The organism is Sphingobium sp. B12D2B, assembly GCF_025961775.1.
Lineage (GTDB): Bacteria > Pseudomonadota > Alphaproteobacteria > Sphingomonadales > Sphingomonadaceae > Sphingobium.
Window position 1 is genome coordinate 1,117,678 of the sequence record NZ_JAOQOH010000001.1, and the last position, 22,712, is coordinate 1,140,389.

The window sequence follows — 22,712 nt, forward strand, 5'->3', positions numbered from 1 at the left end:
CCGCCGATGACCTCGGTGCTCGTCATCCGCCGTCGGCCGTTTTTTGAGGATAAGAACAAGGCGTTCTGGACCTTGCAGGCGGTCGGATGGACCGGCGCGTTCCTGCTGCGCGCCGTTTCTGGCATCGCCAATGGCCAGCCGATGTCTTTCCTCGTGCCGGTGCTGATCTCGACGATCACCGGATATTCGCTGACGCTGCTGATGGCGGTGGGCTACCGCTTCCTGCTCAGGCAGACCCCGATCGTCACCTGGACGGCCTCCATCGTCATCGCGATCGTCGCGGGCGGGACATCGGCCTTTATCGATGCCTGGGTGTTCACGACGCTCAACCAGTCGGGCGACGGCTCCAGCCTCAAGCTGTTCCTGGGAGCCTTTTACCTCAATTTCACGCTGCTGGGGGCGTGGTCGGCGCTTTATTACGCGATCAATTTCTACATCACCGTGGAAGAGCAGGCCGACCAGTTGCAGTTGCTGGAGAGCCAGGCGAGCAGCGCCCAGCTTGCCATGCTGCGCTACCAGCTCAATCCGCATTTCCTGTTCAACACGCTCAACAGCATTTCCACGCTCGTGCTGCTCAAGCAGACCGAGCGGGCCAATGCGATGCTCTCCCGCCTGTCGGCCTTCCTGCGCTACACGCTCATCAACGAGCCGACGGCGCAGGTGACGCTTGAGCAGGAGGTGGAGACGCTCAAGCTGTATCTGGAAATCGAGAAAATGCGCTTCGAGGATCGCCTGCGCCCGATTTTCGACATTCATCCGGCGGTCGCCTCCGCGCGACTTCCTTCGCTGCTGCTGCAACCTTTGGTCGAGAACGCCATTAAATATGCCGTAACCCCCCAGGAGGAGGGCGCGGATATCGTGGTCACAGCGCAGCCTGTCGGCGAAAACGTGCGGATCGTCGTTTCGGACACCGGTCCCGGCTTGAACGGGAGCGATCAGCGCATGACGAAGGGTACGGGTGTGGGCCTTGCCAACATTCGTGACCGATTGGTTCAGGCGTTCGGGGAACGCCAGAATATGGAAACGCGTTCACCACCCGAGGGGGGCTACAGCGTCATCATCGAGATGCCGTTCATTACCGCCGAACCATCAAGGGTAGCCGCATGACCATACGCACCATTCTCGTCGACGATGAAAGCCTCGCCATTCAGGGGCTGAAGCTCCGCCTGGAGGCTCATCCCGACGTTGAGATCGTGGAGACGTGCACCAACGGTCGCGAAGCGATCCGCGCGATCAAGACACACAAGCCCGATCTCGTCTTTCTCGATATCCAAATGCCCGGCTTTGACGGCTTCTCCGTGGTCCAGGGGGTGATGGAGGTTGAGCCACCGCTCTTCATTTTCGTGACGGCTTATTCCGATCACGCGCTGCGAGCCTTCGAGGCCAAGGCGATCGATTATTTGATGAAGCCGGTGGAAGAGCAGCGCCTTGCCGATGCGCTCGACCGTGCCCGCACCCGCCTGCATGAGAAGAAGCAGGTTGAGGAAGCCGGCCGCCTGCGCGAGGTGCTAGCCGAGGTGGCTCCGGACGCGGTGTCCGAAATGCCTGCGGACAATGAGGCGCCCTCATCGAGCCGCTATGAGAAGCTCATCAACATCAAGGATCGCGGGCAGATCTTCCGCATCGATGTCGATACCATTGAGCGGATCGACGCGGCCGGCGATTATATGTGCATCTACACGGCGGATAACTCGCTAATCCTTCGGGAGACGATGAAGGACCTCGAAAAGCGCCTCGATCCGCGCAATTTCCAGCGGATTCATCGCTCGACCATCGTCAACCTGTCGCAGGTTCGTCAGGTCAAGCCGCATACCAACGGCGAGTGCTTCCTGATCCTTGAATCCGGCAGCCAGGTGAAGGTGAGCCGCTCCTATCGCGACGTGGTCGCGCGCTTCGTGCACTAAGAGCGCCACCGCTCAGGTGACGCGACTGAAAAGAAAGGCCGGTCCCTCGCGGGGCCGGCCTTTCCATTTGCCTGGGAGGCAGAAGCGTGGCTGTCAGGCTGCTCAGCAGCGGCTGTCGGCCTTGTCGATCGCGCGGCCGGCAATCGCGCCGACGGCGCCGCCGATGATCACGCCTGCGGTCTTGTCGCCACGGCGACCGGCGACCTCATGGCCGAGCAGGCCACCGGCAAGGGCGCCGATGATCGTGCCGCCCGTGCCATTGTCCCGGCAGCGGTTATCGTAGCGATAGTTGCGGCGGTCAGAATAACGGGCATCGCGGTAATCACGATAGTCGCGGTCGTTGTAGCGATAGTCACGGCCATAATCGCCGCGATAGTCGCGATAATGGTCACGGGCCATGGCCGGAGCCGTGACGCCGAAGGACGTTGCGACCATGGTGGCGGCCGCCGTGATGCTGAGGAACTTGCGTGCAGTCATGGTCTTGCTCCTTGAAATCCTTTGGCGGGCATCTTGCGGCACGGTGGCCACGCCTTGTCCGTCATGATCTCTGTTTAGACCCCATCCGTTGAGCCAAAGCTGAATGGACATTTTAGCCAAGGTTCAGCTTTGCCGACCTGACGTCGCTTGGCTGGCGCGCTGCCCGATGGGGCGCTAGGAGCAAGGCCATGCGGCGCATCCTGCTCATTCTCACCCTCTTCATTCTGTTGATGAATGGCCGCCACCCGGCGCTTTCTCCGGGTCTTGAGAGCGGGTCGCTGCTCATCAAGGCCGAGCCACTGGCGCTAAGGTCGGCCGCAGCCGACGCCACGGCCTCCGGGCCGCTCCGCCTGACGGGCGCCTGGTCCCTGACCAGCCCGCGTGAGGTCTTCGGCGGCATTTCCGCGCTGATGGTGCGCGCTGACGGCAATCTGACCGGGCTGAGCGATTCGGGGGAGCTGTTCGAGATCATGCGGCCGGGGCGGCCGGGCGTTGGCAAGGTCCAGTCCCTGCCGCGCTGGGCCGTCGAGCAGGACTGGCCGCGGTGGAAGATGGATTCGGAGAGCCTCGCGCATGACCCGGTGTCGGGGCGCTCCTGGGTGGGGTTCGAACATCTTCAGCGAATCTGCCGCTATGCACCCCAGTTCCGCCGTGCCGAAGCCTGCGTGGCCCCAGCGGAAATCAGACATTGGCCATCGACGGGCAGCATCGAATCGCTGGTGCGGTTTGGCGATGGGCGGTTTCTCGCCATTGCCGAAATGGCGCAGGACCGCTCCGGTGCGTTCGAAGCGCTGCTGTGGCAGGGCGATCCGGTCGCGCGGGAGACACCACCGCCGCTGCAGCTTCGCTATCACGCGCCCGCCGGTTACCGGCCGACGGATGCGCTGTGGCTGGGCGGAGACCGGCTGCTGGTCCTCAATCGGCGGCTGACGCTGGCACATGGCTTTACGGCCCGGTTGAGCCTTGTGCGATTGCCGGTGTTCAAGGATGGCGCCGAGCTTTCCGGCACGGTCGTGGCCCGGCTGGAGCCGCCCGGGTTAGCGGATAATTTCGAGGGGCTGGCGCTGGGCTGGGAGGCGGGTCAGCCGATCCTGTGGGTCGTTTCCGACAATAACCGCTTTGCCCTGCAGCGCACCTTGCTGCTGCGCTTCGCCTTGCCGGCCGACTGGATCGGGGACGGGCTGCAACCGTGAATTACAGGCACAGAAAAAGGCGGCCCGCTGAGGCCGCCCCTTTCAATCTCTGTGTCTGGCCGAATGAATCGGCCAGCGCGTTCAGGCAGCCTTGACGGCTACCTTCTTGACGATCTCACGCTTCAGGCGACGCACGCGCAGCGAGAGCTTTTCGTCAGAGGTCTTGAGCAGCCAGTTGTCCAGACCACCGTTATGCTCGACCGAGCGCAGGCCGTGGGTCGAAACCCGCAGCTTCACGCCACGCTCCAGCGTGTCGGAGATGAGCGTCACATTCTGCAGGTTGGGCAGAAACACGCGCTTGGTCTTGTTATTGGCGTGGGACACATTGTGGCCCACTTGGCGGCCCCGGCCGGTCAGTTCGCAGATGCGCGACATGTCAATCGATCCTGATACTTGGTCGTTCGGAAAGCGGCGCCGATACAAGGCGGGGGACGAATCGTCAAGGCGGTTTCCCGCAAAACGACCCTGTCCTTGCGCGCGGCCTAGCAGGACTGGCCTCGACAGGGAAGGGCGGATGAGCCACTAGCTGCGATCATGTCGAGCGCTTTTCCCCTGCCCGAGCCGATGCGTCTGGCGCTGGGCTGCGCGCGCCGCGCTGCGGAAGCCGGGGAAGTGCCAATCGGCGCTGTGGTGACGCGGAATGGCGCGGTGATCGCGCAGGGCGAGAATCGCAACCGGCGCGATCGCGATCCCACGGCGCATGCCGAGATCGTCGCGATCCGCGCTGCCTGCGCACATCTCGGGCAGGACCGGCTGGGCGATTGCGACCTGTGGGTGACGCTCGAACCCTGCCCAATGTGCGCAGGCGCCATTGCCCATGCCCGGATCGCCCGGCTTTATTATGGCGCGGCCGATCCCAAGGGCGGGGGCGTCGAACATGGCGCGCGGGTTTTTGCGCAGCCGCAATGCCATCACCGCCCGGAGATTTTTCCCGGCATCGGCGAGGATAGCTCAGCGCGCCTTTTGCGGGACTTTTTCGCCGCGCGCCGGTGACGCGGGTGGGGAAGACGCCTGCGCCTCCAGCGGCGTGATCCGGTAAAGCCGGTAGGGCAGCTCGCTCTGCGCCTTGACGGTGACAGGCGTCAGAAAGGGGAATGTCTCGCCACGCGCCAGCCGCGCATAGAAGCCCTTGGGGCTGCGGCGCTGGTAAATTGTCCCTTCCGGGAAGCCGGGACAGTAGAGCAGATAGGTCGCGCCGCGCTTCTGCGCGATCTTGCGGAATGTCTCGGGCGACCCATCGAAGGCATGGTGCACGTCGAGAATGGCTTCCTGATTGCGGTGATAGGGACCGGCAATGACCGTGTGATGCGTGATGGCGATGAGGCGCGGCCCCAGATCGACGAGGGTGAAGATCGTCGCCGGCGCGATCTGGTCGAGCGGTTGCAGCGCAGGCTGGGTGCGGCAGCGCACTTCCGGTCGATGCGCGCCGGTGAGCGGCTTTGCCACGGGCTTTGAGATCGCGGACAGGTTGGACGCCGGTGCCGCGTTGGCGCTGTTGGCTGAGGCGTTCTTCGCCGAGGGGGACGCTTGGTTGCGCGTCGAGGGTGCAGCGTTTGTCCGGTTTTCGGGCTTGGGCGTTTGGGCAAAGGCCTTCGAAACGATGGGATAGAGGAAATAGACGCTGCTCGCCCAGACGAGGACGAGCGCGGCCGGCACGGCGAGCAGTCGCCGCGCCCATGAGCCGGTGATCAGGGTCACGATGATCGCCCAGCCGGCCCAGGCGACCGGGGGGATGGCCAGAAGCTGAGCGGCAGGGCCAGCGCGGATCTGCCAGAAGGTGAGCGCGATGGCGAAGGCGATCATCAGCGTGACCGTGGCCCAGGCCCACATCCGCTCCGAATCGCGGCGGGCGGCCCAGCAACCGATCAGGCCACAGAGCAGACCGGTGATCGGCAGGCTGATCATCGGCACCCAGCTCGATTGTGCTTGCACATAGATCGGCTTGGCCTCGCGGATGTAGACTAGCCAGCTTTTCTGGAGCTCAGGCGAGATGCCGTAGAGGTCCGTCACGCAATTGGGCCAGCTCAGCCATGCAAAAGCGAGAACGGCCGCTCCCCCAAGGGCCGCGGCCCCCAGGCGCTGCAACCAGCCGCGGAGCGGCAGGAGAGTGAGGCCGTAAAGCACGCCCGCCGTCAGCACGAGTACGCTGGCCCAGACCGGTGAGATGGCATCGCATACCGGCGCGCGATTGGCGTTGCTGGCGAACAGCGCGTAGCCGAGCGCCGTCGTGCCGCCGAGGCCAAGCGCATAGGGGCGGACGCGGCGGGCAGCGCCTTCCTTGAAAATCCACCGCAAGGCAATGAGCGCGCCGGCCCCGACGAGATACACCAGCATTTCCATGCCGATGACCACGGAGAGGGCGCTGGCGACGCCGGTGACGACACCGCCGCGCGTCCACTTGCGATCGACAAGGCCAGCCAGCGCGGTCGCGGTCAGCGCCAACTGCCAGCCATGATGATCGATGCGCAGCGGCATGAACATGGAGAGGCCCATGCCCGCGCCCAGCGGCAGCAGCATCGCGATGAACCAGCCTTGGCCCTGGCCACGATCCGACAAGCGCCGGGCGATGAAGGCGAGGGCGAGCATCAGGAGCAGCAATGGGAGCAGTGGCTCGACGCCAACCGCCAGTTCCTCGGCGCGCGCGCGATCGGTGAACAGGCTGAAGAAGAGGATGAGGGCGGCGATGGGCAGATCGACCAGCCGGCTCCAGTGGATATTGGCGCCATCGGGCGGGGCCATGCGGTGCTGCCGCAAATCCCACCAACTTTGCCCGGCGAGCCAGTCCCTGACCTGCAGATACCGCATATTATCGTCGGTATCGCCAAGGGAGAGGAAGCGAATGGCATCTGCGGAGCGATTCAGGAAATAGGCCGCGATGATCAGCCAAGCGATGACGATCAGCCAGCGCCATTCACGCTGCGCGAACCCATCTATGGCGCGCCACAGCCGGCTCGCGCGCGATGTCCACCCGCTTTGAGTGGCAGAACTGTCAATCCGCATGGTTCAGCGCCCGATAGCCATATGTGCAGGAACAGGCAGGGCGGCCTCGTCGTCCCGATACGCCTGCGGTCTCACCCAATGGGGAACCGCGACCATTGCCGCTGCCGAGTTCACGGCCTAGGGCTTAGCCATGTGCATCAAAAGCGCAACGGGGCAAATCACACATGGGCGAATCGAAACGCCGGTCGACCGTAGAGGCGTGGAACTGATGATCGGTGGACAACTCGTGCGCTATGCGCTGACCGGCGGCTTCGTCACGGCGCTGCAGGCTGGCGTCTACTGGGTTCTGGCGCAACTGCTGGGCGTCCACCCGCAACTCGCGAATGTCTGCGGCTATCTGGTGGCGGTAGTTACGGGCTATGTGCTGCATGGCCGATTTACGTTTCGGGGACATGGCAGCCGCGATCGTCCGGTGGCGCAGGCGGTGCGCTTTGGGATCGTTTCGCTGCTCAGTCTGGCGCTCAACGCCTTCTGGGTCTGGCTGTGCGTGGAACGGCTGATGCTGCCGCTCTGGTCACCGATTCCCTTGATGGGCGTGATCACGCCGGTGCTGGTCTTCACGCTCAACCGCCAATGGGTGTTCCGCTAAGGCGAGCGCGCAATAAAAAAGGGCCGCCGGATCGCCGGCAGCCCTTTTCGAATTCTTACGGCAAAGCCGTGGATTACATCGCGTTGTTGGCGACGTTGCTGGCACCGTTCGCCATGTTGTCCATCGCGTTGCCCGCGGCGTTCATGGTGTTGTCGGCAGCGTTTTCCACGTCGTTCGACATGTTCACGGTGTTGTTGACGGCTTCGTTGGTCTCGGACTTGGAGCACGCGGCGAGGCCGAGCGAAGCAGCCAGAACAAGCGAGATGGCAATAGTCTTGGTCATGGGCAAACCCCTTGATGAATTCAAACCGAGCAGAAGCTGTGGAAGGGGTCCCCCCCCTTTGCCTGCGAAGCGATTCGTATCGATTTGTGAGCGCCAGCGCAATCCCTTGGTAATGATGCCCATTAACCAGCGGTGAAAGCTATGGCTTGAACTGCCTCCACGGATGCCGCAGACAGCCGGGCGATGCTGGGACAACTCGATCTTTTCCGCGCTCTTGCCGATCCCACGAGGCTGCGGATCGTGCATCTTCTGCGTGAGATGGAACTGGCGGTGGGCGAAGTCGCGCTCGTCGTCGGGCAGAGCCAGCCCCGCGTCTCCCGGCATGTCCGCATATTGGTGGAGGCCGGGCTGGCGGAACGCCGGAAGGAAGGCAGTTGGGTGTTCCTGCGTCTGTGCGGGGGACAGGAGACGCCGGCATTGCTGGCCCTGCTTGACGCGGCGGCACCCTCGGCAAGCGAGCGGCTGTGGATCGAGGCGGACCAGGCCCGCCTTACGGCCGTTCGGGCGGAGCGGGCGCGCGCCGCCGAGGATTATTTCGCCAGCCATGCCGAGGAATGGGACGCCCAGCGCTCGCTCTATGTGCCGGAGGCCGATGTGGAAGCGGCCATGCTGGCGATGCTCAAGACGCACAAGCTTGGCCGCTTGCTTGATGTGGGAACGGGGACGGGGCGGATCGCGACGCTGTTCGCCGCGCAGTCCGAGCAGGTGCTGGCGATCGATCGCAGTGCCGAAATGCTGCGGCTGGCGCGCGGGAAGCTGCCGCGCGACATCGCCGACCGGGTGCATTTTCTGGCCGGCGATTTCAGTGCCTTGCCCATCGAGGATGGATCGGCCGACACGGCGATTTTACATCAGGTGCTGCATTATGCGCAGGCGCCCGAGCGGGTCATTGCCGAGATCGCGCGCACCTTGCGACCCGGCGGGCGGCTGCTGATCGTCGATTTCGCGCCGCATGAGCGGGAGGAATTGCGAACGCGCGATGCCCATAGCCGGCTGGGCTTTTCCGACGAGCAGATCAGGGCGTGGTTTGCCGCAGCGGGCGTGGCGCTGGAGCAGGTGGATACGCTGGCGGGCGGTGAGTTGACCGTGAAGCTGTGGCTCGGCCAGAGCCAGCGCGTGCCGCTGGCTCAAAAAAAGGACGCCCGACGCGCATAAACGCCGGGCGCCGCGACTGCATTTCGCGACAATCGAGGGAGATCAGTCGCTCGGCACGAGGTGGCGCCGGCGCGCCATCAAGGCCAGCCGGTCCTTGACCGCCAGCTTGAGGCGCTTGAGTCGCTGCAGCTTTCCGAAATCCGGCGCGCGCTGCCGCTGTTCAAAGCGCAGGGCTTCATCAAGCTTCTGGTGCCGATCGAGGAGACTGAAGATATGCTTGGACATATGCCACTCCGTTGGAAGGTTTCCAAAACTCGGGTGACAACCGGGCGATGATCTTGTCTGCATGGGGGTGCCAGACGTCGCACCGGTGTCACCCGATGCGGTCCGACATCACGAGCTGACGCAGGGGGAACGTCGTTGCTCGCCAGAGGGGCCCGGCCCGCACATCCAATGTAGCGAGCCGAGACAGCTGTTCAAGCCTGATCAGGCTTTTTCTGTCGCAAAAACCGCCTCATAGCGGGCGTGGCGCGGAGCGACCGGCGTTATTCGCCGAGCTGGCGGGCTTCCTGATATTTGAGCTCAAGATAGCGGTTATGAACCGCGAGCTTGTCCAGGTCGCCGTCGGCAAGCTGGGCCGTCATGTGCGCGATTTCCTGCTCGATGACGGAGAGGCCCTCAACCAGCTGTGCATCCGGCACGCGGCCGTTGCGAGGGACATGACGGAGCGGTTCGGGAATCGACTGATAGCCGGTAACCAGCTCCGGCAGATGGTCGCTGAGCAGGCGGCGGACCTCGACGGCGGCGGGCTCGCGGGGGTCGAGCTTGGCGAGCTGCGGTGCCAGCGTTTCCAAGCGGTTGCCGATGGCGTTGACGATGGGAATGGCGGGCGCCGGCAGCGCGCGACGCTGATTGTCGAGCCAGATCTCGGTCTTTTGCGGAAGCGTCTTGAGGTCCGCCTGCGCGAGCCGTTCCGGCTCCATGACGCGGGGCTCGGTGGAGATGAACGCGAAAGCGAGGCAGGCGATGAGCAGCCCCATGACCAGCAGAACGCCGGTGGTGCCGATGCCGCCCAGCACGAACCCGGCAATCGCTGCGCCAACCAGCACGGCAGCGACCGCGAGGATCATGCGCTTGAGCCGCCGCGTCCAGTCGCGCTGCATCCGGGCGATCTTGCGACCGGTATGGCGGTAGCGCTCGCTGGTCCGCGCAATCAGCTCATTGGCGCGCTGGACGATCTCGTCGACTTCGCTGGGCATGGCGGCCCTGTTACTCGATTGCCGTCAGCGGAGACTGGCCGCTGGTCACCGCTGCCTGCGCGCGGGCCTGACCCTCGGCGCGCGCGATATAGCCTTTCGACTTCTCGACCTCGGTGCTCAGCGTGTTCACCGTCGTCTTCATATTCTCCAGCGCTTTCAGCTTGAAGGTGTCGATATTGTCCATGGTGTCGTAGATGTTCTGGAAGGCGCGCTGCAGCGTCTCCAGCGGAATCGTGCTGCTGGCCGCCTGCTCATGGATTTGCGCCGACTGGGTCTTGAGCAGTTCGCCCGTCGAATCGATGAGGTTGGCCGTGGTCGTGTTAAGCGCGGTGATCTGATCGAGGACCAGCTTCTGCCCGGCCAGCGCCTGCGCTACGGTGACCGCCGTGCGCAAGGCAGAGACGGTGGTCGTGCTCGCACGGTCCACCCCCTTCACCAGCTCGACATTGTTCTTCTTGACCAGATCCAGGGCCAGATAGCCTTGCACGGTGACTGCCATTTGCGTCAGCAGGTCCTGGGTGCGCTGGCGCACGTAGAACAGCGCGCTCTCCTTAATGGCCTTGCTCTTGGCCGGATCAGTCGCCTCCAGCTCGAAGGCTTTTTGTTCGAGCCGCGCGTCCATAGCCTTGGCGATGTGGATCATCTGCTCCAGCCGCCCCATGGTCGCCCACATGTTCTGCCGCTCGACATCGATGGCGGCATTGTCCTTGATCAGCGTGTCCTTGCCGCTGGCGAGGCTGCCAAGGATCGAGTTGATGTGCGTCTGGCTCGACTTGTAGCTGTCGAAATAGTTGCGCATCTTGTTGCCGAACGGGATGATGCCGAAGAGCTTGCGCGGCGCGAGCAGATTGCCGCGCTTGCCGGGATCGAGATCCTCGATGACACGGCGCAACTCGGCAAGGTCGGTGCCGACATTGCTGTCCGCGTCCATGGCGCGCACCGGGCGATCGAGGAAGCGGTTGGAGTGGCCGGCAGCTTCCGCAATCTCCTTGCGGCCCATATTGGTGATCTGATCGACCTTGGCGCCGAACTCGGGGGAATTGGCGTCGAGCGCGGCCAGTTCCTCGACAAAGGCTTCGACCTTTTCTTCGAGCTTGCTCTTCTTCTCGTCTTCCAGCGGCACGAGGCCGGCAGCGCGTTCAGCCGTCACATTGGGCACCACCTCGGGTGGGGTGAGATCAAGCTTGTCCTGGGTCGTCGTCGCGCTGGTCGCCATCTGGGTCTCCTTGGGGTGTAATATTGCGATATAACACCGCCGGTTCAAGGCCGGTCTTCAGTATAGGGGGCATGGGGCGGAGAAGTAAGTCCCCGGAGGTCAGGACGACGTGGATTGCACTGCGCGGCCACGGTGCTCACGAGGAGACGCCGGAGACGGAGTGATGGTAAATCAAATCTAAGCCATTTGAGGCTAGGCCCTGCCGCCTTGGAGAGAACATTGCAAAGGCGCCGGAAATGCACCACCATCATCGCTTCGAGAGGATGTCCCTTGGAAGGCGGTTGGACAGGCAGGCAGCCTGTCAGGCAGCGGGGGGCGCCATTATGGATGTTTATGATCTCGTCGTGATCGGCAGTGGGCCGGCCGGGCGCCGGGCAGCGGTGCAGGCCGCAAAGCTCGGTAAATCGGTGCTGGTGGTGGAAGGGCGCAAGCGTGTCGGCGGCGTGTCCGTGCACACCGGCACCATTCCCTCCAAGACCCTGCGGGAGACCGTGCTCAATCTGACCGGCTGGCGCGAGCGCGGCTTCTACGGCCGCTCCTACCGGGTGAAGAAGGACATTGGCGGCAGCGATCTCGATCATCGGATCGACAAAACGCTGGAGCATGAGGTGGACGTGCTGGAGCACCAGTTCCAGCGCAATGGCGTGCGCACGCTGGAGGGGTTTGCTCGTTTTACCGATCCGCACACCTTACTGGTCACCGCGCCGGACGAAAGCGAATTGCGGGTGCGTGGTGAGCGCATCCTGATTGCGGTCGGCACTGCGCCGTTCCGGCCGGATAATATACCCTTCGACGACGATATCGTGCTGGACAGTGACGTGCTGATCGAGGCGCCGCGCGTGCCGCGCTCGCTGGTGGTCATCGGCGCGGGCGTCATCGGCATCGAATATGCGACGATCTTCTCTGCGCTGGATGTAGCGGTGACGCTTATCGAGCCGCGCGAGACATTTTTGGACTTCATTGATCGCGAGATCATCGAGGAATTCATCCATCAGCTGCGCGACCGGGGCATGACCATCCGGCTGGGCGCCAAGGTCACCAATGTGGCGAAGGATGCGAGCGGAGCCGTCGTCACGACGCTGGAGGACGGGCGCGCGATCCGCTCCGAGATGATGCTGTTCGCGGCCGGCCGGGTGGGCGCGACGCATACGCTCGGGCTGGAGCATTGCGGACTGGCGGTGGACAATCGCGGCCGGCTGAAGGTGGATCCCAAGACCTTCCAGACCGAGGTGCCGCACATTTACGCGGCGGGCGACGTGATCGGCTTTCCCAGCCTTGCCTCGACGTCGATGGAGCAGGGGCGGATCGCGGCGTGCCATGCCTTTGATCTGCCGATGCCGCCGGCGCCAGCCTATTTCCCCTATGGGATCTATGCGGTGCCGGAGATTTCCACGGTCGGCATGAGCGAGCAGGACGTGAAGGCTAAGAAGATTCCCTATGAATGCGGGATCGCGCGCTTTCGCGAAACCTCGCGCGGGCACATCATGGGGCTGGACTCAGGGCTGATGAAGATGATCTTCTCGCTCAAGACGCGGCGGCTGCTTGGCGTGCACATCATCGGCGAGGGCGCAACGGAGCTGATCCACATCGGCCAGGCGGTGCTGAACCTCAAAGGCACGATCGATTATTTTATCGAGAATACCTTCAACTATCCGACGCTGGCGGAGGCCTACAAGATTGCGGCGCTGGATGCGTGGAACAGGATGCCGCGGGAGGGGTGAGGGTTCGGTTTTGATTTCGTCATTCCCGCGCACGCGGGAATCCAGTTGATCGCTACCGCTCAGATCCCACGCCGCATCTGGATTCCCGCGTTCGCGGGAATGACGAGGTAGGGGCACAAACTTCGCGTTTAGGCGGTTCGCCCTCAAAAACTCTCTTCGCCATACACCTTCGAGATATCGCCCGCCCATGCGCCGTTATAGCGATCCAGCAGGCGTTCGGCGTGGGTGCGGCCGGTGGCGACGACTTCGTCCAGCGCGGAGAGGTAACCGCCTTCATTTTCGCCGATGCTGTTGAGGCGGGCGCGGGCGGTGAGGCCGGCGCGGGCGATGGCGAGGACGTCGGCGGCGATGTCCTGCAGGGTGCGGCCGCCGGGGACGGGCGCGCCAAGGGCGAGGCGGGGGACTTCGGTGCGGAGGGTTTCGCGCTCCTCCATCGTCCAGTCCTTCACCAGATCCCAGGCCGCGTCGAGCGCGCCATCGTCATAAAGCAGGCCGACCCACAGGGCGGGCAGGGCGCAGATGCGGTTCCACGGGCCGCCATCGGCGCCGCGCATTTCGAGGAAGCTCTTCATGCGCACTTCCGGGAAGGCGGTGGAGAGGTGATCCTCCCAGTCGCCAATGGTCGGGCGCTCGCCGGGGAGGGCGGGCAGCTTGCCATCGAGGAAGTCGCGGAAGCTCTGGCCGGCGGCGTCGATATATTTGCCGTCGCGGAACACAAAGTACATCGGCACGTCGAGTGCGTAGTCGGCGTAGCGCTCGTAACCGAAGCCATCCTCAAACACGAAGGGCAGCATGCCGGTGCGGTGCGGATCGGTGTCCGACCAGATGTGGCTGCGATAGGAGAGGTAGCCGTTGGGCTTGCCCTCCGTGAACGGCGAATTGGCGAACAGGGCCGTCGCCAGTGGCTGGAGCGCGAGGCTGGTGCGAAACATCTTCACCATGCGCGCTTCGCTGGAATAATCCAGATTGACCTGAATCGTGCAGGTGCGCAGCATCATGTCCAAACCCATGCTGCCGACGCGCGGCATGTGCTGCAGCATGATGCCATAGCGGCCCTTGGGCATGATCGGCAGTTCAGCGCGCGTCTTGTCCGGCCACATGCCAAGGCCGAGGAAGCCGAGGCCGAGCTTGTCGCCGACGGCCTTGACCTGTTCCAGATGCCGCCCGGTTTCGGCGCAGGTCTGGTGGAGATTGTCGAGCGGGGCGCCGGAGAGTTCGAGCTGGCCGGCAGGCTCAAGGCTGATCGTGCCATCGCTGCCTGACAGCGCAATGACCTTGCCGCCTTCCTCGACCGGTTCCCAACCGAACTTGCGCAGGCCATCGAGCAGATCGCGAATGCCGCCGGGCTCATCATAAGAGGGGGCGCGGTGGTCTGCGAGGCGGTAGACGAACTTCTCGTGCTCGGTGCCGATTTTCCAGCGATCCGCAGGCTTTTCGCCATCCTGGAACAGGCTGATGAGCTGGCTGCGAGACTCGATGATCGGATCTTCGCCCGCCGTTTCCTTGCGTGTACTCATTGCCTGATCCGGTCCTCGCCCTGCATCGGCGCGCCCATAAGAGGTTTGCCGCGCCCGCGCAAATTCATTTCGATTCGAAACTTGTCCAGTCGCCGTTGAGCGCCATCCAGCAGGCCGTGCCGGCGATGGCGGCTGTCTCGGCGCGGAGGATTCGCGGGCCAAGGGAGATGGGGCGGGCGGCCGCATGCGCGCGGATGAGAGCGCGCTCCTTCTCGGTAAAGCCGCCTTCCGGCCCGATGAGCAGGGCGGCCGGGCCGGTGTTTGCCGCAAAGCTCGTCGTCATCGGCTCGCCGCCCGTCTCGTCGGCGAAGAACAGGGCGCGGTCAGCCGCCCAGTCGGCGAGCAGGGCGGGGAGGGTGGTGAGGTCGGCCAGGTGCGGCAAGGCGGTGCGGCCGCATTGCTCTGCGGCCTCAACGAGATGGGCGTGCAACCGCTCGCCGTTGACCTTGTCGACGATGCTGCGCTCGGTGCGTACCGGGACGAGACGCGCGACGCCCAGTTCGCAGGCCTTTTCGGCGACCAGATCGATCCGGCCCTTCTTGATCGGGGCGACACAGAGCCAGAAGTCCGGCACGCTCTCCGGCGACCGCGTCTGCGCCGCGCAGCGCAGGACGAGATCGCGCTTGCGGACCTGCTCGGCCGTGGCGCTCCATTCGCCCGAGTGGCCATCGAAGAGAAGGACGGTGTCGCCCTCGCGGATGCGCATCACCGAAATCAGATAATGAGCGCTGTTGCCCTCGACCGGCACGGCGATGTGATCGCCAAGCTCTGTTTCGACGAACAGGCGCGGCGTGGACTTGGGCGGCCAGGCAGGGGTGGCGGGCATGGGCATTGCCCTAGTGCATCGTCCGTTGAATCGGCAACGCCTCAATTCCGTTCTTGTCGAGCGAAGTCGAGACACTCGACAGCATGGCGTAAGGTCGAGGGGCGTGTCTCGACTTCGCTCGACACGAACGGTGGCCGCTCAAGGCACACGGGCAGAGGCCGTCAGGAGGTGGCGGAAGAGGAGGTCCGGCTCGACGAGGGGTTGATCGGATGGTCGCTCCTGGCGCAGGGGTGGGGCGACCATCAAGGCAACAGGGACTAGCAAGGCGATGGAGCGCAGCGAGCCGCAATATGTGCCGGATACCGAAGTACAGGGTCTCTTACGCCTGCTCCCCGCTGCGGCACGGCCCTACGCGATGCTGGCGCGGTTCGATCGGCCGATCGGCTGGTGGCTCCTATTTTGGCCCGGCGCTTGGGCGATTGCGCTCGCCGGCGGGGTGCCGGAGCGCTGGACGATGCTGCTCTGGTTCCTGCTCGGCAGCATCGCGATGCGGGGGGCGGGGTGCGTCTACAATGATATCGTAGACCGCGACCTCGACGCGAAGGTGGCGCGGACCGCCAACCGGCCCATCGCCAGCGGCGCTGTGTCGCTGAAGGCGGCTTGGGCGTGGTTGCTCATCCTGTGCTTCATCGGGTTGATCGTGCTGCTGCAATTGCGCTGGCAGGCGCAGGTCGTGGCGCTGGCGAGCCTTGCGCTGGTCGCGGCCTATCCGTTCATGAAGCGCATTACCTGGTGGCCGCAGGCTTGGCTGGGGCTGGTGTTCACCTGGGCCGCCCTGGTGGGCTGGGTGGAGATCAGCGGGGGCATGAACGCTGCGGGGCTGCTGCTCTATGGCGGCGCCTTCTTCTGGGTGATCGCCTATGACACCATTTATGCCCTGCAGGACAAGGAGGATGACGCGCTGGTGGGCATCCGCTCCAGCGCCCTGGCGATGGGTCGGCATGTGCGGGCGGGCGTGGGACTTTGCTTTGTCCTGTCGCTGCTCCTGTGGGGCGGCGCGCTCTGGCAGGTGGTGCCGAGCTGGCTCTCCCTCATGGCCTTGATGCCTCTGGCGGTACAGTTCGGGTGGCAGGTCGGAACCTTGCGCGAGGATGGCAAGGACCCGCTCATCAAGTTTCGCTCCAACCGCTTCGCCGGTTTGCTGATGTTCGCCGCCTGCCTTGCGGTGGGCAGTGCTTGACGAACGCAGCGGGGGCGGGCAGGCGCAGGCAGCCTGACACCGCCGGGGAGCGCCAATGCTGCGTCGCATCTATGAATGGACTCTCGAGAAGGCCGGGCATCGCACCGCGCCGCGCTGGCTGTTCGGCATCAGCTTCATGGAAAGCAGTTTCTTCCCGATTCCGCCGGACGTGCTGCTGGGGCCGATGTGCCTTTCCAAGCCCCACAAGGCCTTTCAATACGCGTTGATCTGCACCGTGGCGTCCGTGCTGGGCGCATTGCTCGGTTATGTCATCGGCATGTTCCTGTTCGATACGATCGGGCGGGCGATTCTCGATTTCTACGGCATGACGGCGGAATTCGAGCATTTCGCACAACGCTTCAACGAGCAAGGCTGGTTGATCGTGCTGCTGGCCGGCTTCACGCCGTTGCCCTTCAAGGTGATCACCATTGCGGCGGGCGCTACCGGGATGCCCCTTTATGTGCTGGTGATCGCGAGCATCATTTCGCGGGCTGCGCGCTTCTTCCTGGTCGCAGGTTTGCTGTGGAAGTTCGGAGAGCCGATGAAGGCCTTTATCGACCGGCACTTCGGGCTGATCACGGCGATTGTCGGCGCGTTGGGCGTCGGCGGGTTCGTGCTGGTCAAGTATCTGGTGTGATGGCGTGACAATCTCCCCCGCGCCTTACCGGATCGCTGCGGCCTTCGTTGCGCGCAGGCCGGGGGTGACGGCCCTGCTTGCCGGGCTGCTCTCCGCCACTGGCTTCGCGCCGCTCGGGCTGTGGCCGGTGACGCTCATCATGCTCGCGCTGGTGATGCAACTGATCTGGGCGGCGCCGGACCGCAAGAGCGCAGGACGGATCGGCTATCTGTTCGGCCTCGGGCATTTCATGCTCGGGCTCAACTGGATTGCCCATGCCTTCACCTTTCAGGATTCGATGCCGGCCTGGCTGGGCTATCCAGCGGTGGGCCTGCTCTCGGTGTATCTGGCGGTTTATCCGGCGATGGCCGCCATGATCGGCTGGACGCTCGGGCGGGGCCGGCCGCAGGTCTTCGCCCTATTTCTCGCCACGGCCTGGTTGCTGACTGAATATCTGCGCGCGAGTTTGTTCACCGGCTTTGCCTGGAACCCGCTCGGGGTGATCTGGCTGGGCACGGGCGTGGAGCAGACTGCCATCGCCATCGGCACTTATGGTCTTGGTCTGGTCGCCATGCTGGCAGCGGCCGCCTTGTGGTGGCTGGCGCACCGGCAATGGCGGCCGGCAGGTATCATGATCGTCGGTCTCGCGCTGGTGGCTGGGCTGGGGCAGCTGCGGGCGAGCTATATCGGTGCAAAGGACCAGTCTGGCGCCCTTGCCAACATCCATGTGGTGCAGCCCAATATCAATCAGAACGAGAAGTACGACGCCAATCTTGAAATCCTGAACTTCCGCCGTCTGGCGGAGCTGACCATGCTGCGGTCCGGCAAGCCTGCGTTGATCTTCTGGCCGGAGGCAGCCGTACCAGCGGTGCTGGATATGGAACCACGCTGGCGCGGGCGGATCGCCTCGCTGCTGGGGATGGACGATCTGCTGATGCTCGGCGGCGACAAATATCATTTCCACGAGCAGGGCGGCGTGGTGGATACGCAGGTTCTGGAGGGCGCCAATAACAGCCTGTGGGTGCTGGACGCGCGCGGAGACCTTAAGGGCCGCTACGACAAGGCGCACCTCGTTCCTTATGGCGAATATCTTCCCATGCGCCCGGTGCTGGAGACGATCGGTCTCTCACGGCTCGTGCCGGGCAGCGTCGACTTCTGGCCCGGGCCGGGGCCGCGCACGCTCGATCTGCCTGCGACGCCGGATGGCGGGCAGGCGCGCGGCAAGCTGCGGATGGCGGTGCAGATCTGCTACGAGATCATCTTCTCCGGGCAGGTGGTCGACCGGGCCAATCGTCCCGATTTCCTGTTCAACCCGTCCAATGATGCGTGGTTCGGTAGCTGGGGCCCGCCGCAGCATCTGGCGCAGGCGCGGCTGCGGGCCATCGAGGAGGGGCTGTCCGTGATCCGCTCGACCCCCACCGGCATTTCGGCGCTGGTCGACCCAGCCGGGCGTGTCGTGCGGTCCATACCCTTCCAGCAGGCGGGTGCATTCGAGGCCCCCCTGCCGGCGCCGCTTCCGCCCACCTTGTTTGCGCGGCTGGGCAACCTGCTGCCGGTCGGCCTGGCCGTGCTGCTGCTCGTCAGCGGCGTTGCTATCGCACGGCGCACTCGCTAAGGAGCGCGCAACATAAACATTTCTTTATATGAACTGCGGCCCCGAACTTCCGCCACGAGAGCCGCTAGAAGAAAGGTCACGATCTCCCATGCGTTCCAGCTATCTCTTCACGTCTGAATCCGTTTCCGAGGGGCACCCGGACAAGGTTTCCGACCAGATCAGCGATTCGATCGTCGACCTGTTCCTTTCCAAAGACCCCGAAGCGCGTATCGCCTGCGAGACGCTGACGACGACGCAGCTGGTGGTGCTGGCCGGCGAAATCCGCTGCAAGGGCGTGTATGAGAACGGCCAGTGGGCGCCGGGCGCGCTGGAGGAAATCGAGCGCACGGTCCGCCAGACGGTCAAGGATATCGGCTATGAGCAGGAGGGCTTCCACTGGGAGACGCTGCGCTTCGAGAATAATCTCCACGGCCAGAGCGAGCACATCGCGCAGGGCGTGGACGCGAGCGGCAACAAGGATGAAGGCGCTGGCGACCAAGGCATTATGTTCGGCTATGCCTGCAACGAGACGCCCGACCTGATGCCGGCGACGCTGGATTACAGCCACAAGATCCTCGAGCGCATGGCCGCCGACCGCCACTCGGGTGCGGCGCCTTTCCTGGAGCCGGACACCAAGAGTCAGGTCACGCTGCGCTTCGAGAATGGCAAGCCGGTCGCCTGCACTGCCATCGTCGTCTCCACCCAGCATGCCAAGGGCTATGATGCCGGCGAAAAGGAAGCCGAGCTCAAGGCCTATGTGAAGAAGGTGGTCGCCGACGTGTTGCCCGCCGCGCTGCTGAGCGACGAGACCGAGTATCACATCAACCCGACCGGCAGCTTCGAGATCGGCGGGCCGGACGGCGACGCAGGTCTGACCGGCCGCAAGATCATCGTGGACACCTATGGTGGCGCGGCTCCGCATGGCGGCGGCGCGTTCTCCGGCAAGGACCCGACGAAGGTTGACCGTTCGGCGGCGTACATCACGCGTTATCTGGCCAAGAACATCGTGGCGGCGGGCCTGGCCAGCAAGTGCACGATCCAGCTGGCTTATGCCATCGGCGTGTCCAAGCCGCTCTCGCTCTATGTCGATACGCACGGCACCGGCACGGTGGGCGACGACAAGATCGAGGCGGCGATCGGCAAAATCGAGAAGCTGGGCGGCCTGACTCCGCGCGGCATCCGCACGCATCTGGGGCTTAACAAGCCGATCTATCGCAAGACCGCAGCTTACGGCCATTTCGGCCGCAAGGCGGAAGGCGACTTCTTCCCCTGGGAAAAGACCGATCTGGTCGAGGACCTCAAGGCCGCGCTGGGCTGAGCGCTCCGCTTCTTTGCGTTTTAAGAGATAGGGAACGGCGCGAGGCTTGCTTCGCGCCGCTTTTCGTAGGTGCTGCGCGGGCGGATGAAAGCAGGCACCGCGCGCGCCGTCCCCCGTTTCCTCCAGCGACAAAATGATCTAGGCGCACGCGCATGACAGCGCATAAATCAGGCGATCCCACCACGCTCAACCGTCTCTATGGCCGCCAATCCGGCCATAAGCTGCGGCAGGGGCAGCAGGCCCTTGTCGACGAGCTGCTGCCGGCGATCAGCGTGCCCGAAGAGGGCGAGATCACCGCCGAGCGCTTGTTCGGCCCGACCGCCTTTGGCGAGCGACCGCTGCATTTCGAGATCGGTTTCGGCAGCGGCGAGCATCTGGCCTACCGCGCCGATATGCTGCCGGACCATGGCTTCATCGGCTGCGAGCCTTTCCTTAATGGCGTGGTCGGCGCCTTGGGGCATGTGCGGGACCAGCATCTGGGCAATGTCCGGCTGCATATGGGCAATGCCCTCGAAGCGCTGGCGCGCATCCCCGATGGGGCGCTCAGCTTTGTATATCTGCTCCACCCGGACCCATGGCCAAAGGCGCGCCATGCCAAGCGGCGGATGATGAACAAGGGGCCGGTCGACATGATCGCCGCCAAGCTGAAACCGGGCGGCGAATTCCGGTTCGGGACCGATCATCCGATCTACCTGCGCTGGGCGCTGATGGTGATGCGGGACCGCGAGGACTTCGACTGGCTGTGCGACAGCCCGCGCGATTTCCTCAACCGTCCGGGCGGCTGGCCGGAAACCCGCTATGAGGCCAAAGCCCGCAGGCAAGGACATGAGGTCTGGTACTTCCGATATCGGCGGAAGTGAAAATAACCATTTAGGTTATTTACTGTTGACATCGTGACGCTCTCTGGTTAGAAGAAGGCATCATCGCAATTCGAATCGCTTGGACGGGCCGCCTTGATGGAACCGGCCCCCTCGTCATACGACGCGTTGCGAAGACCTCTCTCAACAGGATGATGTTCATGACGCAACGCCCGATCGGTGCGCCGCGACCGCGCATGTCGCGTCCCCGGCGCCCGCGCTGGACGATCCAGCGCCGCCGCCAGTTTCTTGCGGTGCTCGCCGAGACATCCAATGTCAGTGCAGCAGCGCAGGCGGCCTCTATGCACCGATGCACCGCCTATGCGCTCAAGGGGCGTGACCCGGACTTCGCACGAGCCTGGAAGGAGGCTCTGGAGCAGGGTTATTCCGACCTCGAATTGCATCTTATGCGCCAATCGATCGACGGGACGATGCGAACCGAAACGGTTATCGATGGCGAAACCAAGGCAGTCAAGCAGGTGCGGACCATCCACAGCTATCCGCTGACGGTGGCCGTGCGATTGCTGACAGCCCATCGGCAGGAGGTGGAATCCTGGCGGCGCGAAACCGAAGCGGCAAGTGGCGCTGGCGATGACCCGGGAGATGTGGACGCGCTGGATGCCGAACTGGAGGCCATTTGCGAGCGGTTCCTCACGGAGGACGATGGAGAGGAGAATGCCGGGGAGCCAGCAGGTGAATGACGACAGGCTGTCGATGATCGATCGCCTGGCCAGGCTGGCGCCCACGCGGCGGCAGCAACTCTTACGGAACTTGTCACTCTTGCAACGGCGGCGGTTGATGCAGGCTTGGCGCTTTCGGGCGCGACCTGCGCAATTGCCGCCCCGGGGCGACTGGTTCACCTGGATGATCATGGCGGGGCGGGGCTTTGGCAAGACGAGAGCCGGCGCCGAATGGGTGCGGATGGTGGCCGAGGGCGACCCCACCGCGCGCATCGCTTTGGTCGGGGCGAGCCTGCATGAAGCGCGAGCTGTGATGGTGGAAGGTGAGAGCGGGCTGCTTGCCATCGCGACGCAGGGCATTGAACCGAAATGGTTTCCTGCCAAGCGCCAGTTGCGCTGGCCGGGTGGGGCGTGCGCCATGCTCTACGGCGCTGCGGACCCGGAGACGTTGCGTGGGCCGCAGCACAGCCACGCCTGGGCGGACGAGATCGGGAAGTGGCCGCGCGGGGAGGCGGCGTGGGACAATCTCGCGATGGGGCTGCGTCTGGGCGATCGACCGGCCATCGTCGCGACCACCACGCCGCGCGCCGTGCCACTGGTCCGACGTCTGGCAGCCGATCCGCGCGTGGTGGTGACGCGAGGCAGCACGCAGGACAATCGTGGTGCGCTTCCGCAGAGCTTTCTCGCGGAGATGGAACGAAATTTCGGGGGCACGCGGCTGGGGCGACAGGAGCTGGACGGGGAATTGTTGCTCGATCACGAAGGCGCGCTGTGGACGCGGGCGCTCATTGAGACGTGCCGTTTAACGGGCCCCGTGCTGGAGCGTGGGGATCTGGTGCGGGTCGCGGTGGGCGTCGATCCGCCAGCCAGTGCGGAGGGCGACGCTTGCGGCATCATTGTCGCAGGAATCGATCACGCCGGCACGGCAATCGTGCTGGAGGATGCGAGCGTCGAGCGGGCGAGCCCGCAACGCTGGGCACAGGCTGTAGCGCACGCCGCAGAGCGCTGGGCGGCAGACCGCATCGTGGCGGAAGCGAATAATGGCGGCGAGATGGTGCGTACCGTGCTGCGCGGGGCCGACATGGCCCTGCCGGTCCGCCTCGTTCACGCGGCGCAGGGCAAAGTGGCGCGAGCCGAGCCGATTGCCGCCGCTTACGAGGCTGGTCGGGTCCGCCATGGCCGACCCTTTGCGATGCTGGAGGACCAGTTGTGCGGCTTGTTGATCAATGGGCGTTACGAGGGGCCGGGACGATCGCCTGACCGTGCGGATGCCCTCGTCTGGTGCCTGACCGAACTGCTTTTGAAGGCCAATCCGCAGGCGCGGGTGCGGTCACTCTAGCTCGTCGCTTCACCCCGTTTCGGGAACGATACGGAAGTGCTTGCTATT

At 64.3% G+C, this 22,712-nt stretch carries 23 protein-coding genes; 14 read left to right on the forward strand and 9 right to left on the reverse strand.

Annotation, left to right across the window (positions count from 1 at the left end):
* The first annotated feature begins 6 nt into the window (after window positions 1-6).
* Both M2335_RS05330 and M2335_RS05335 read left to right on the forward strand, forming a co-directional pair.
* Window positions 7-1,107 carry a sensor histidine kinase gene (locus M2335_RS05330; RefSeq protein WP_181560395.1) on the forward strand — a complete coding sequence of 367 codons (1,101 nt, stop codon included), beginning with the start codon at window positions 7-9 and terminating at the stop codon, window positions 1,105-1,107.
* Window positions 1,104-1,904 (forward strand): LytR/AlgR family response regulator transcription factor, encoded by an 801-nt coding sequence (locus M2335_RS05335; protein ID WP_181560394.1) that lies wholly within the window; start codon window positions 1,104-1,106, stop codon window positions 1,902-1,904. Before M2335_RS05330 ends, M2335_RS05335 begins: the two co-directional genes overlap by 4 nt.
* A 102-nt stretch (window positions 1,905-2,006) precedes the next feature.
* Here the strand turns inward: M2335_RS05335 and M2335_RS05340 are convergent, their stop codons facing one another.
* Entirely contained in the window at window positions 2,007-2,381 is a 375-nt protein-coding gene (locus M2335_RS05340) for a glycine zipper 2TM domain-containing protein (protein WP_181560393.1), read from the reverse strand.
* Between the two features lie 188 nt (window positions 2,382-2,569).
* On the opposite strand from M2335_RS05340, the gene M2335_RS05345 reads away from it, so the two are divergent.
* Window positions 2,570-3,574, forward strand: coding sequence for an esterase-like activity of phytase family protein (locus M2335_RS05345; RefSeq protein ID WP_264594018.1), 1,005 nt, complete (start codon window positions 2,570-2,572; stop codon window positions 3,572-3,574).
* An 81-nt stretch (window positions 3,575-3,655) separates the two neighbouring features.
* Here M2335_RS05345 and rpmB read toward each other — a convergent pair whose 3' ends face one another.
* Entirely contained in the window at window positions 3,656-3,949 is a 294-nt protein-coding gene (rpmB, locus tag M2335_RS05350; protein WP_181560391.1) for a 50S ribosomal protein L28, read from the reverse strand.
* Window positions 3,950-4,108: 159 nt separating this feature from the next.
* On the opposite strand from rpmB, the gene M2335_RS05355 reads away from it, so the two are divergent.
* A complete protein-coding gene (locus M2335_RS05355; protein ID WP_264594019.1) occupies window positions 4,109-4,567 on the forward strand; it encodes a nucleoside deaminase in 459 nt (152 codons plus the stop codon).
* Here the strand turns inward: M2335_RS05355 and M2335_RS05360 are convergent.
* The gene (locus tag M2335_RS05360) at window positions 4,526-6,574 is read right to left on the reverse strand and encodes a hypothetical protein (protein ID WP_264594020.1); all 2,049 of its coding nucleotides are present in this window, start codon (window positions 6,572-6,574) and stop codon (window positions 4,526-4,528) included. The genes M2335_RS05355 and M2335_RS05360 overlap by 42 nt on opposite strands.
* Before the next feature lie 208 nt (window positions 6,575-6,782).
* Between M2335_RS05360 and M2335_RS05365 the strand changes: the two genes are divergently transcribed.
* Window positions 6,783-7,163 (forward strand): GtrA family protein, encoded by a 381-nt coding sequence (locus M2335_RS05365; RefSeq protein WP_264594021.1) that lies wholly within the window; start codon window positions 6,783-6,785, stop codon window positions 7,161-7,163.
* A gap of 73 nt (window positions 7,164-7,236) precedes the next feature.
* Here M2335_RS05365 and M2335_RS05370 read toward each other — a convergent pair whose 3' ends face one another.
* The gene (locus M2335_RS05370; RefSeq protein WP_181560387.1) at window positions 7,237-7,446 is read right to left on the reverse strand and encodes a circumsporozoite protein; all 210 of its coding nucleotides are present in this window, start codon (window positions 7,444-7,446) and stop codon (window positions 7,237-7,239) included.
* Between the two features lie 183 nt (window positions 7,447-7,629).
* Here M2335_RS05370 and M2335_RS05375 point away from each other — a divergent pair, with 183 nt between their 5' ends.
* On the forward strand, window positions 7,630-8,601 hold the full coding sequence (locus M2335_RS05375; RefSeq protein ID WP_264579574.1) for an ArsR/SmtB family transcription factor: 972 nt from the start codon (window positions 7,630-7,632) through the stop codon (window positions 8,599-8,601).
* 42 nt (window positions 8,602-8,643) lie between these two features.
* Here M2335_RS05375 and M2335_RS05380 read toward each other — a convergent pair whose 3' ends face one another.
* The 3 genes from M2335_RS05380 to M2335_RS05390 all read right to left on the reverse strand — a co-directional run bounded on the left by M2335_RS05380 (window position 8,644) and on the right by M2335_RS05390 (window position 11,016).
* Window positions 8,644-8,826: a DUF465 domain-containing protein gene (locus tag M2335_RS05380; RefSeq protein WP_181560385.1), complete on the reverse strand. Its 183-nt coding sequence runs from the start codon at window positions 8,824-8,826 to the stop codon at window positions 8,644-8,646.
* A gap of 260 nt (window positions 8,827-9,086) precedes the next feature.
* Window positions 9,087-9,800, reverse strand: a complete 714-nt coding sequence (locus tag M2335_RS05385; protein WP_181560384.1) for a hypothetical protein — start codon at window positions 9,798-9,800, stop codon at window positions 9,087-9,089.
* A gap of 10 nt (window positions 9,801-9,810) precedes the next feature.
* The gene (locus tag M2335_RS05390) at window positions 9,811-11,016 is read right to left on the reverse strand and encodes a toxic anion resistance protein (RefSeq protein ID WP_264594022.1); all 1,206 of its coding nucleotides are present in this window, start codon (window positions 11,014-11,016) and stop codon (window positions 9,811-9,813) included.
* Between the two features lie 323 nt (window positions 11,017-11,339).
* Here M2335_RS05390 and sthA point away from each other — a divergent pair, with 323 nt between their 5' ends.
* Window positions 11,340-12,737 (forward strand): Si-specific NAD(P)(+) transhydrogenase, encoded by a 1,398-nt coding sequence (gene sthA, locus M2335_RS05395; RefSeq protein ID WP_264571076.1) that lies wholly within the window; start codon window positions 11,340-11,342, stop codon window positions 12,735-12,737.
* Between the two features lie 143 nt (window positions 12,738-12,880).
* On the opposite strand, the gene M2335_RS05400 is transcribed toward sthA, so the two are convergent.
* Window positions 12,881-14,254: a glutamate--cysteine ligase gene (locus tag M2335_RS05400; protein WP_264594023.1), complete on the reverse strand. Its 1,374-nt coding sequence runs from the start codon at window positions 14,252-14,254 to the stop codon at window positions 12,881-12,883.
* Window positions 14,255-14,318: 64 nt separating this feature from the next.
* Window positions 14,319-15,080: a 16S rRNA (uracil(1498)-N(3))-methyltransferase gene (locus M2335_RS05405; protein ID WP_264594024.1), complete on the reverse strand. Its 762-nt coding sequence runs from the start codon at window positions 15,078-15,080 to the stop codon at window positions 14,319-14,321.
* Window positions 15,081-15,348: 268 nt separating this feature from the next.
* Here M2335_RS05405 and ubiA point away from each other — a divergent pair, with 268 nt between their 5' ends.
* From ubiA to M2335_RS05440, 7 genes are all read left to right on the forward strand, one after another.
* A complete protein-coding gene (ubiA, locus tag M2335_RS05410; RefSeq protein WP_264594025.1) occupies window positions 15,349-16,260 on the forward strand; it encodes a 4-hydroxybenzoate octaprenyltransferase in 912 nt (303 codons plus the stop codon).
* A gap of 55 nt (window positions 16,261-16,315) precedes the next feature.
* On the forward strand, window positions 16,316-16,897 hold the full coding sequence (locus tag M2335_RS05415) for a YqaA family protein (protein WP_264594026.1): 582 nt from the start codon (window positions 16,316-16,318) through the stop codon (window positions 16,895-16,897).
* 4 nt (window positions 16,898-16,901) lie between these two features.
* Entirely contained in the window at window positions 16,902-18,491 is a 1,590-nt protein-coding gene (gene lnt / locus M2335_RS05420) for an apolipoprotein N-acyltransferase (RefSeq protein WP_264594027.1), read from the forward strand.
* A gap of 88 nt (window positions 18,492-18,579) precedes the next feature.
* Complete coding sequence (metK, locus tag M2335_RS05425; protein ID WP_181560377.1) at window positions 18,580-19,788, forward strand: methionine adenosyltransferase; 1,209 nt, start codon at window positions 18,580-18,582, stop codon at window positions 19,786-19,788.
* A 152-nt stretch (window positions 19,789-19,940) separates the two neighbouring features.
* A complete protein-coding gene (trmB, locus tag M2335_RS05430) occupies window positions 19,941-20,648 on the forward strand; it encodes a tRNA (guanine(46)-N(7))-methyltransferase TrmB (protein ID WP_264594028.1) in 708 nt (235 codons plus the stop codon).
* A gap of 158 nt (window positions 20,649-20,806) precedes the next feature.
* Window positions 20,807-21,346, forward strand: coding sequence for a hypothetical protein (locus M2335_RS05435; protein WP_264594029.1), 540 nt, complete (start codon window positions 20,807-20,809; stop codon window positions 21,344-21,346).
* A gap of 13 nt (window positions 21,347-21,359) precedes the next feature.
* Window positions 21,360-22,664, forward strand: a complete 1,305-nt coding sequence (locus M2335_RS05440) for a DNA-packaging protein (protein WP_413716136.1) — start codon at window positions 21,360-21,362, stop codon at window positions 22,662-22,664.
* Window positions 22,665-22,712 lie beyond the last annotated feature (48 nt).

Bases quoted from the DNA above. Each gene is read 5' to 3' on its own strand.
- M2335_RS05370 (WP_181560387.1), bottom strand. From the start codon at position 7,446: ATGACCAAGACTATTGCCATCTCGCTTGTTCTGGCTGCTTCGCTCGGC.
- M2335_RS05435 (WP_264594029.1), top strand. From the start codon at position 20,807: ATGACGCAACGCCCGATCGGTGCGCCGCGACCGCGCATGTCGCGTCCC.
- M2335_RS05415 (WP_264594026.1), top strand. From the start codon at position 16,316: ATGCTGCGTCGCATCTATGAATGGACTCTCGAGAAGGCCGGGCATCGC.
- M2335_RS05380 (WP_181560385.1), bottom strand. From the start codon at position 8,826: ATGTCCAAGCATATCTTCAGTCTCCTCGATCGGCACCAGAAGCTTGAT.
- M2335_RS05385 (WP_181560384.1), bottom strand. From the start codon at position 9,800: ATGCCCAGCGAAGTCGACGAGATCGTCCAGCGCGCCAATGAGCTGATT.
- M2335_RS05375 (WP_264579574.1), top strand. From the start codon at position 7,630: ATGCTGGGACAACTCGATCTTTTCCGCGCTCTTGCCGATCCCACGAGG.
- M2335_RS05330 (WP_181560395.1), top strand. From the start codon at position 7: ATGACCTCGGTGCTCGTCATCCGCCGTCGGCCGTTTTTTGAGGATAAG.
- ubiA (WP_264594025.1), top strand. From the start codon at position 15,349: ATGGAGCGCAGCGAGCCGCAATATGTGCCGGATACCGAAGTACAGGGT.
- sthA (WP_264571076.1), top strand. From the start codon at position 11,340: ATGGATGTTTATGATCTCGTCGTGATCGGCAGTGGGCCGGCCGGGCGC.
- M2335_RS05365 (WP_264594021.1), top strand. From the start codon at position 6,783: ATGATCGGTGGACAACTCGTGCGCTATGCGCTGACCGGCGGCTTCGTC.
- rpmB (WP_181560391.1), bottom strand. From the start codon at position 3,949: ATGTCGCGCATCTGCGAACTGACCGGCCGGGGCCGCCAAGTGGGCCAC.
- metK (WP_181560377.1), top strand. From the start codon at position 18,580: ATGCGTTCCAGCTATCTCTTCACGTCTGAATCCGTTTCCGAGGGGCAC.
- M2335_RS05360 (WP_264594020.1), bottom strand. From the start codon at position 6,574: ATGCGGATTGACAGTTCTGCCACTCAAAGCGGGTGGACATCGCGCGCG.
- M2335_RS05355 (WP_264594019.1), top strand. From the start codon at position 4,109: ATGTCGAGCGCTTTTCCCCTGCCCGAGCCGATGCGTCTGGCGCTGGGC.
- M2335_RS05405 (WP_264594024.1), bottom strand. From the start codon at position 15,080: ATGCCCGCCACCCCTGCCTGGCCGCCCAAGTCCACGCCGCGCCTGTTC.
- M2335_RS05335 (WP_181560394.1), top strand. From the start codon at position 1,104: ATGACCATACGCACCATTCTCGTCGACGATGAAAGCCTCGCCATTCAG.
- trmB (WP_264594028.1), top strand. From the start codon at position 19,941: ATGACAGCGCATAAATCAGGCGATCCCACCACGCTCAACCGTCTCTAT.
- M2335_RS05345 (WP_264594018.1), top strand. From the start codon at position 2,570: ATGCGGCGCATCCTGCTCATTCTCACCCTCTTCATTCTGTTGATGAAT.
- M2335_RS05440 (WP_413716136.1), top strand. From the start codon at position 21,360: ATGATCGATCGCCTGGCCAGGCTGGCGCCCACGCGGCGGCAGCAACTC.
- M2335_RS05400 (WP_264594023.1), bottom strand. From the start codon at position 14,254: ATGAGTACACGCAAGGAAACGGCGGGCGAAGATCCGATCATCGAGTCT.
- M2335_RS05390 (WP_264594022.1), bottom strand. From the start codon at position 11,016: ATGGCGACCAGCGCGACGACGACCCAGGACAAGCTTGATCTCACCCCA.
- M2335_RS05340 (WP_181560393.1), bottom strand. From the start codon at position 2,381: ATGACTGCACGCAAGTTCCTCAGCATCACGGCGGCCGCCACCATGGTC.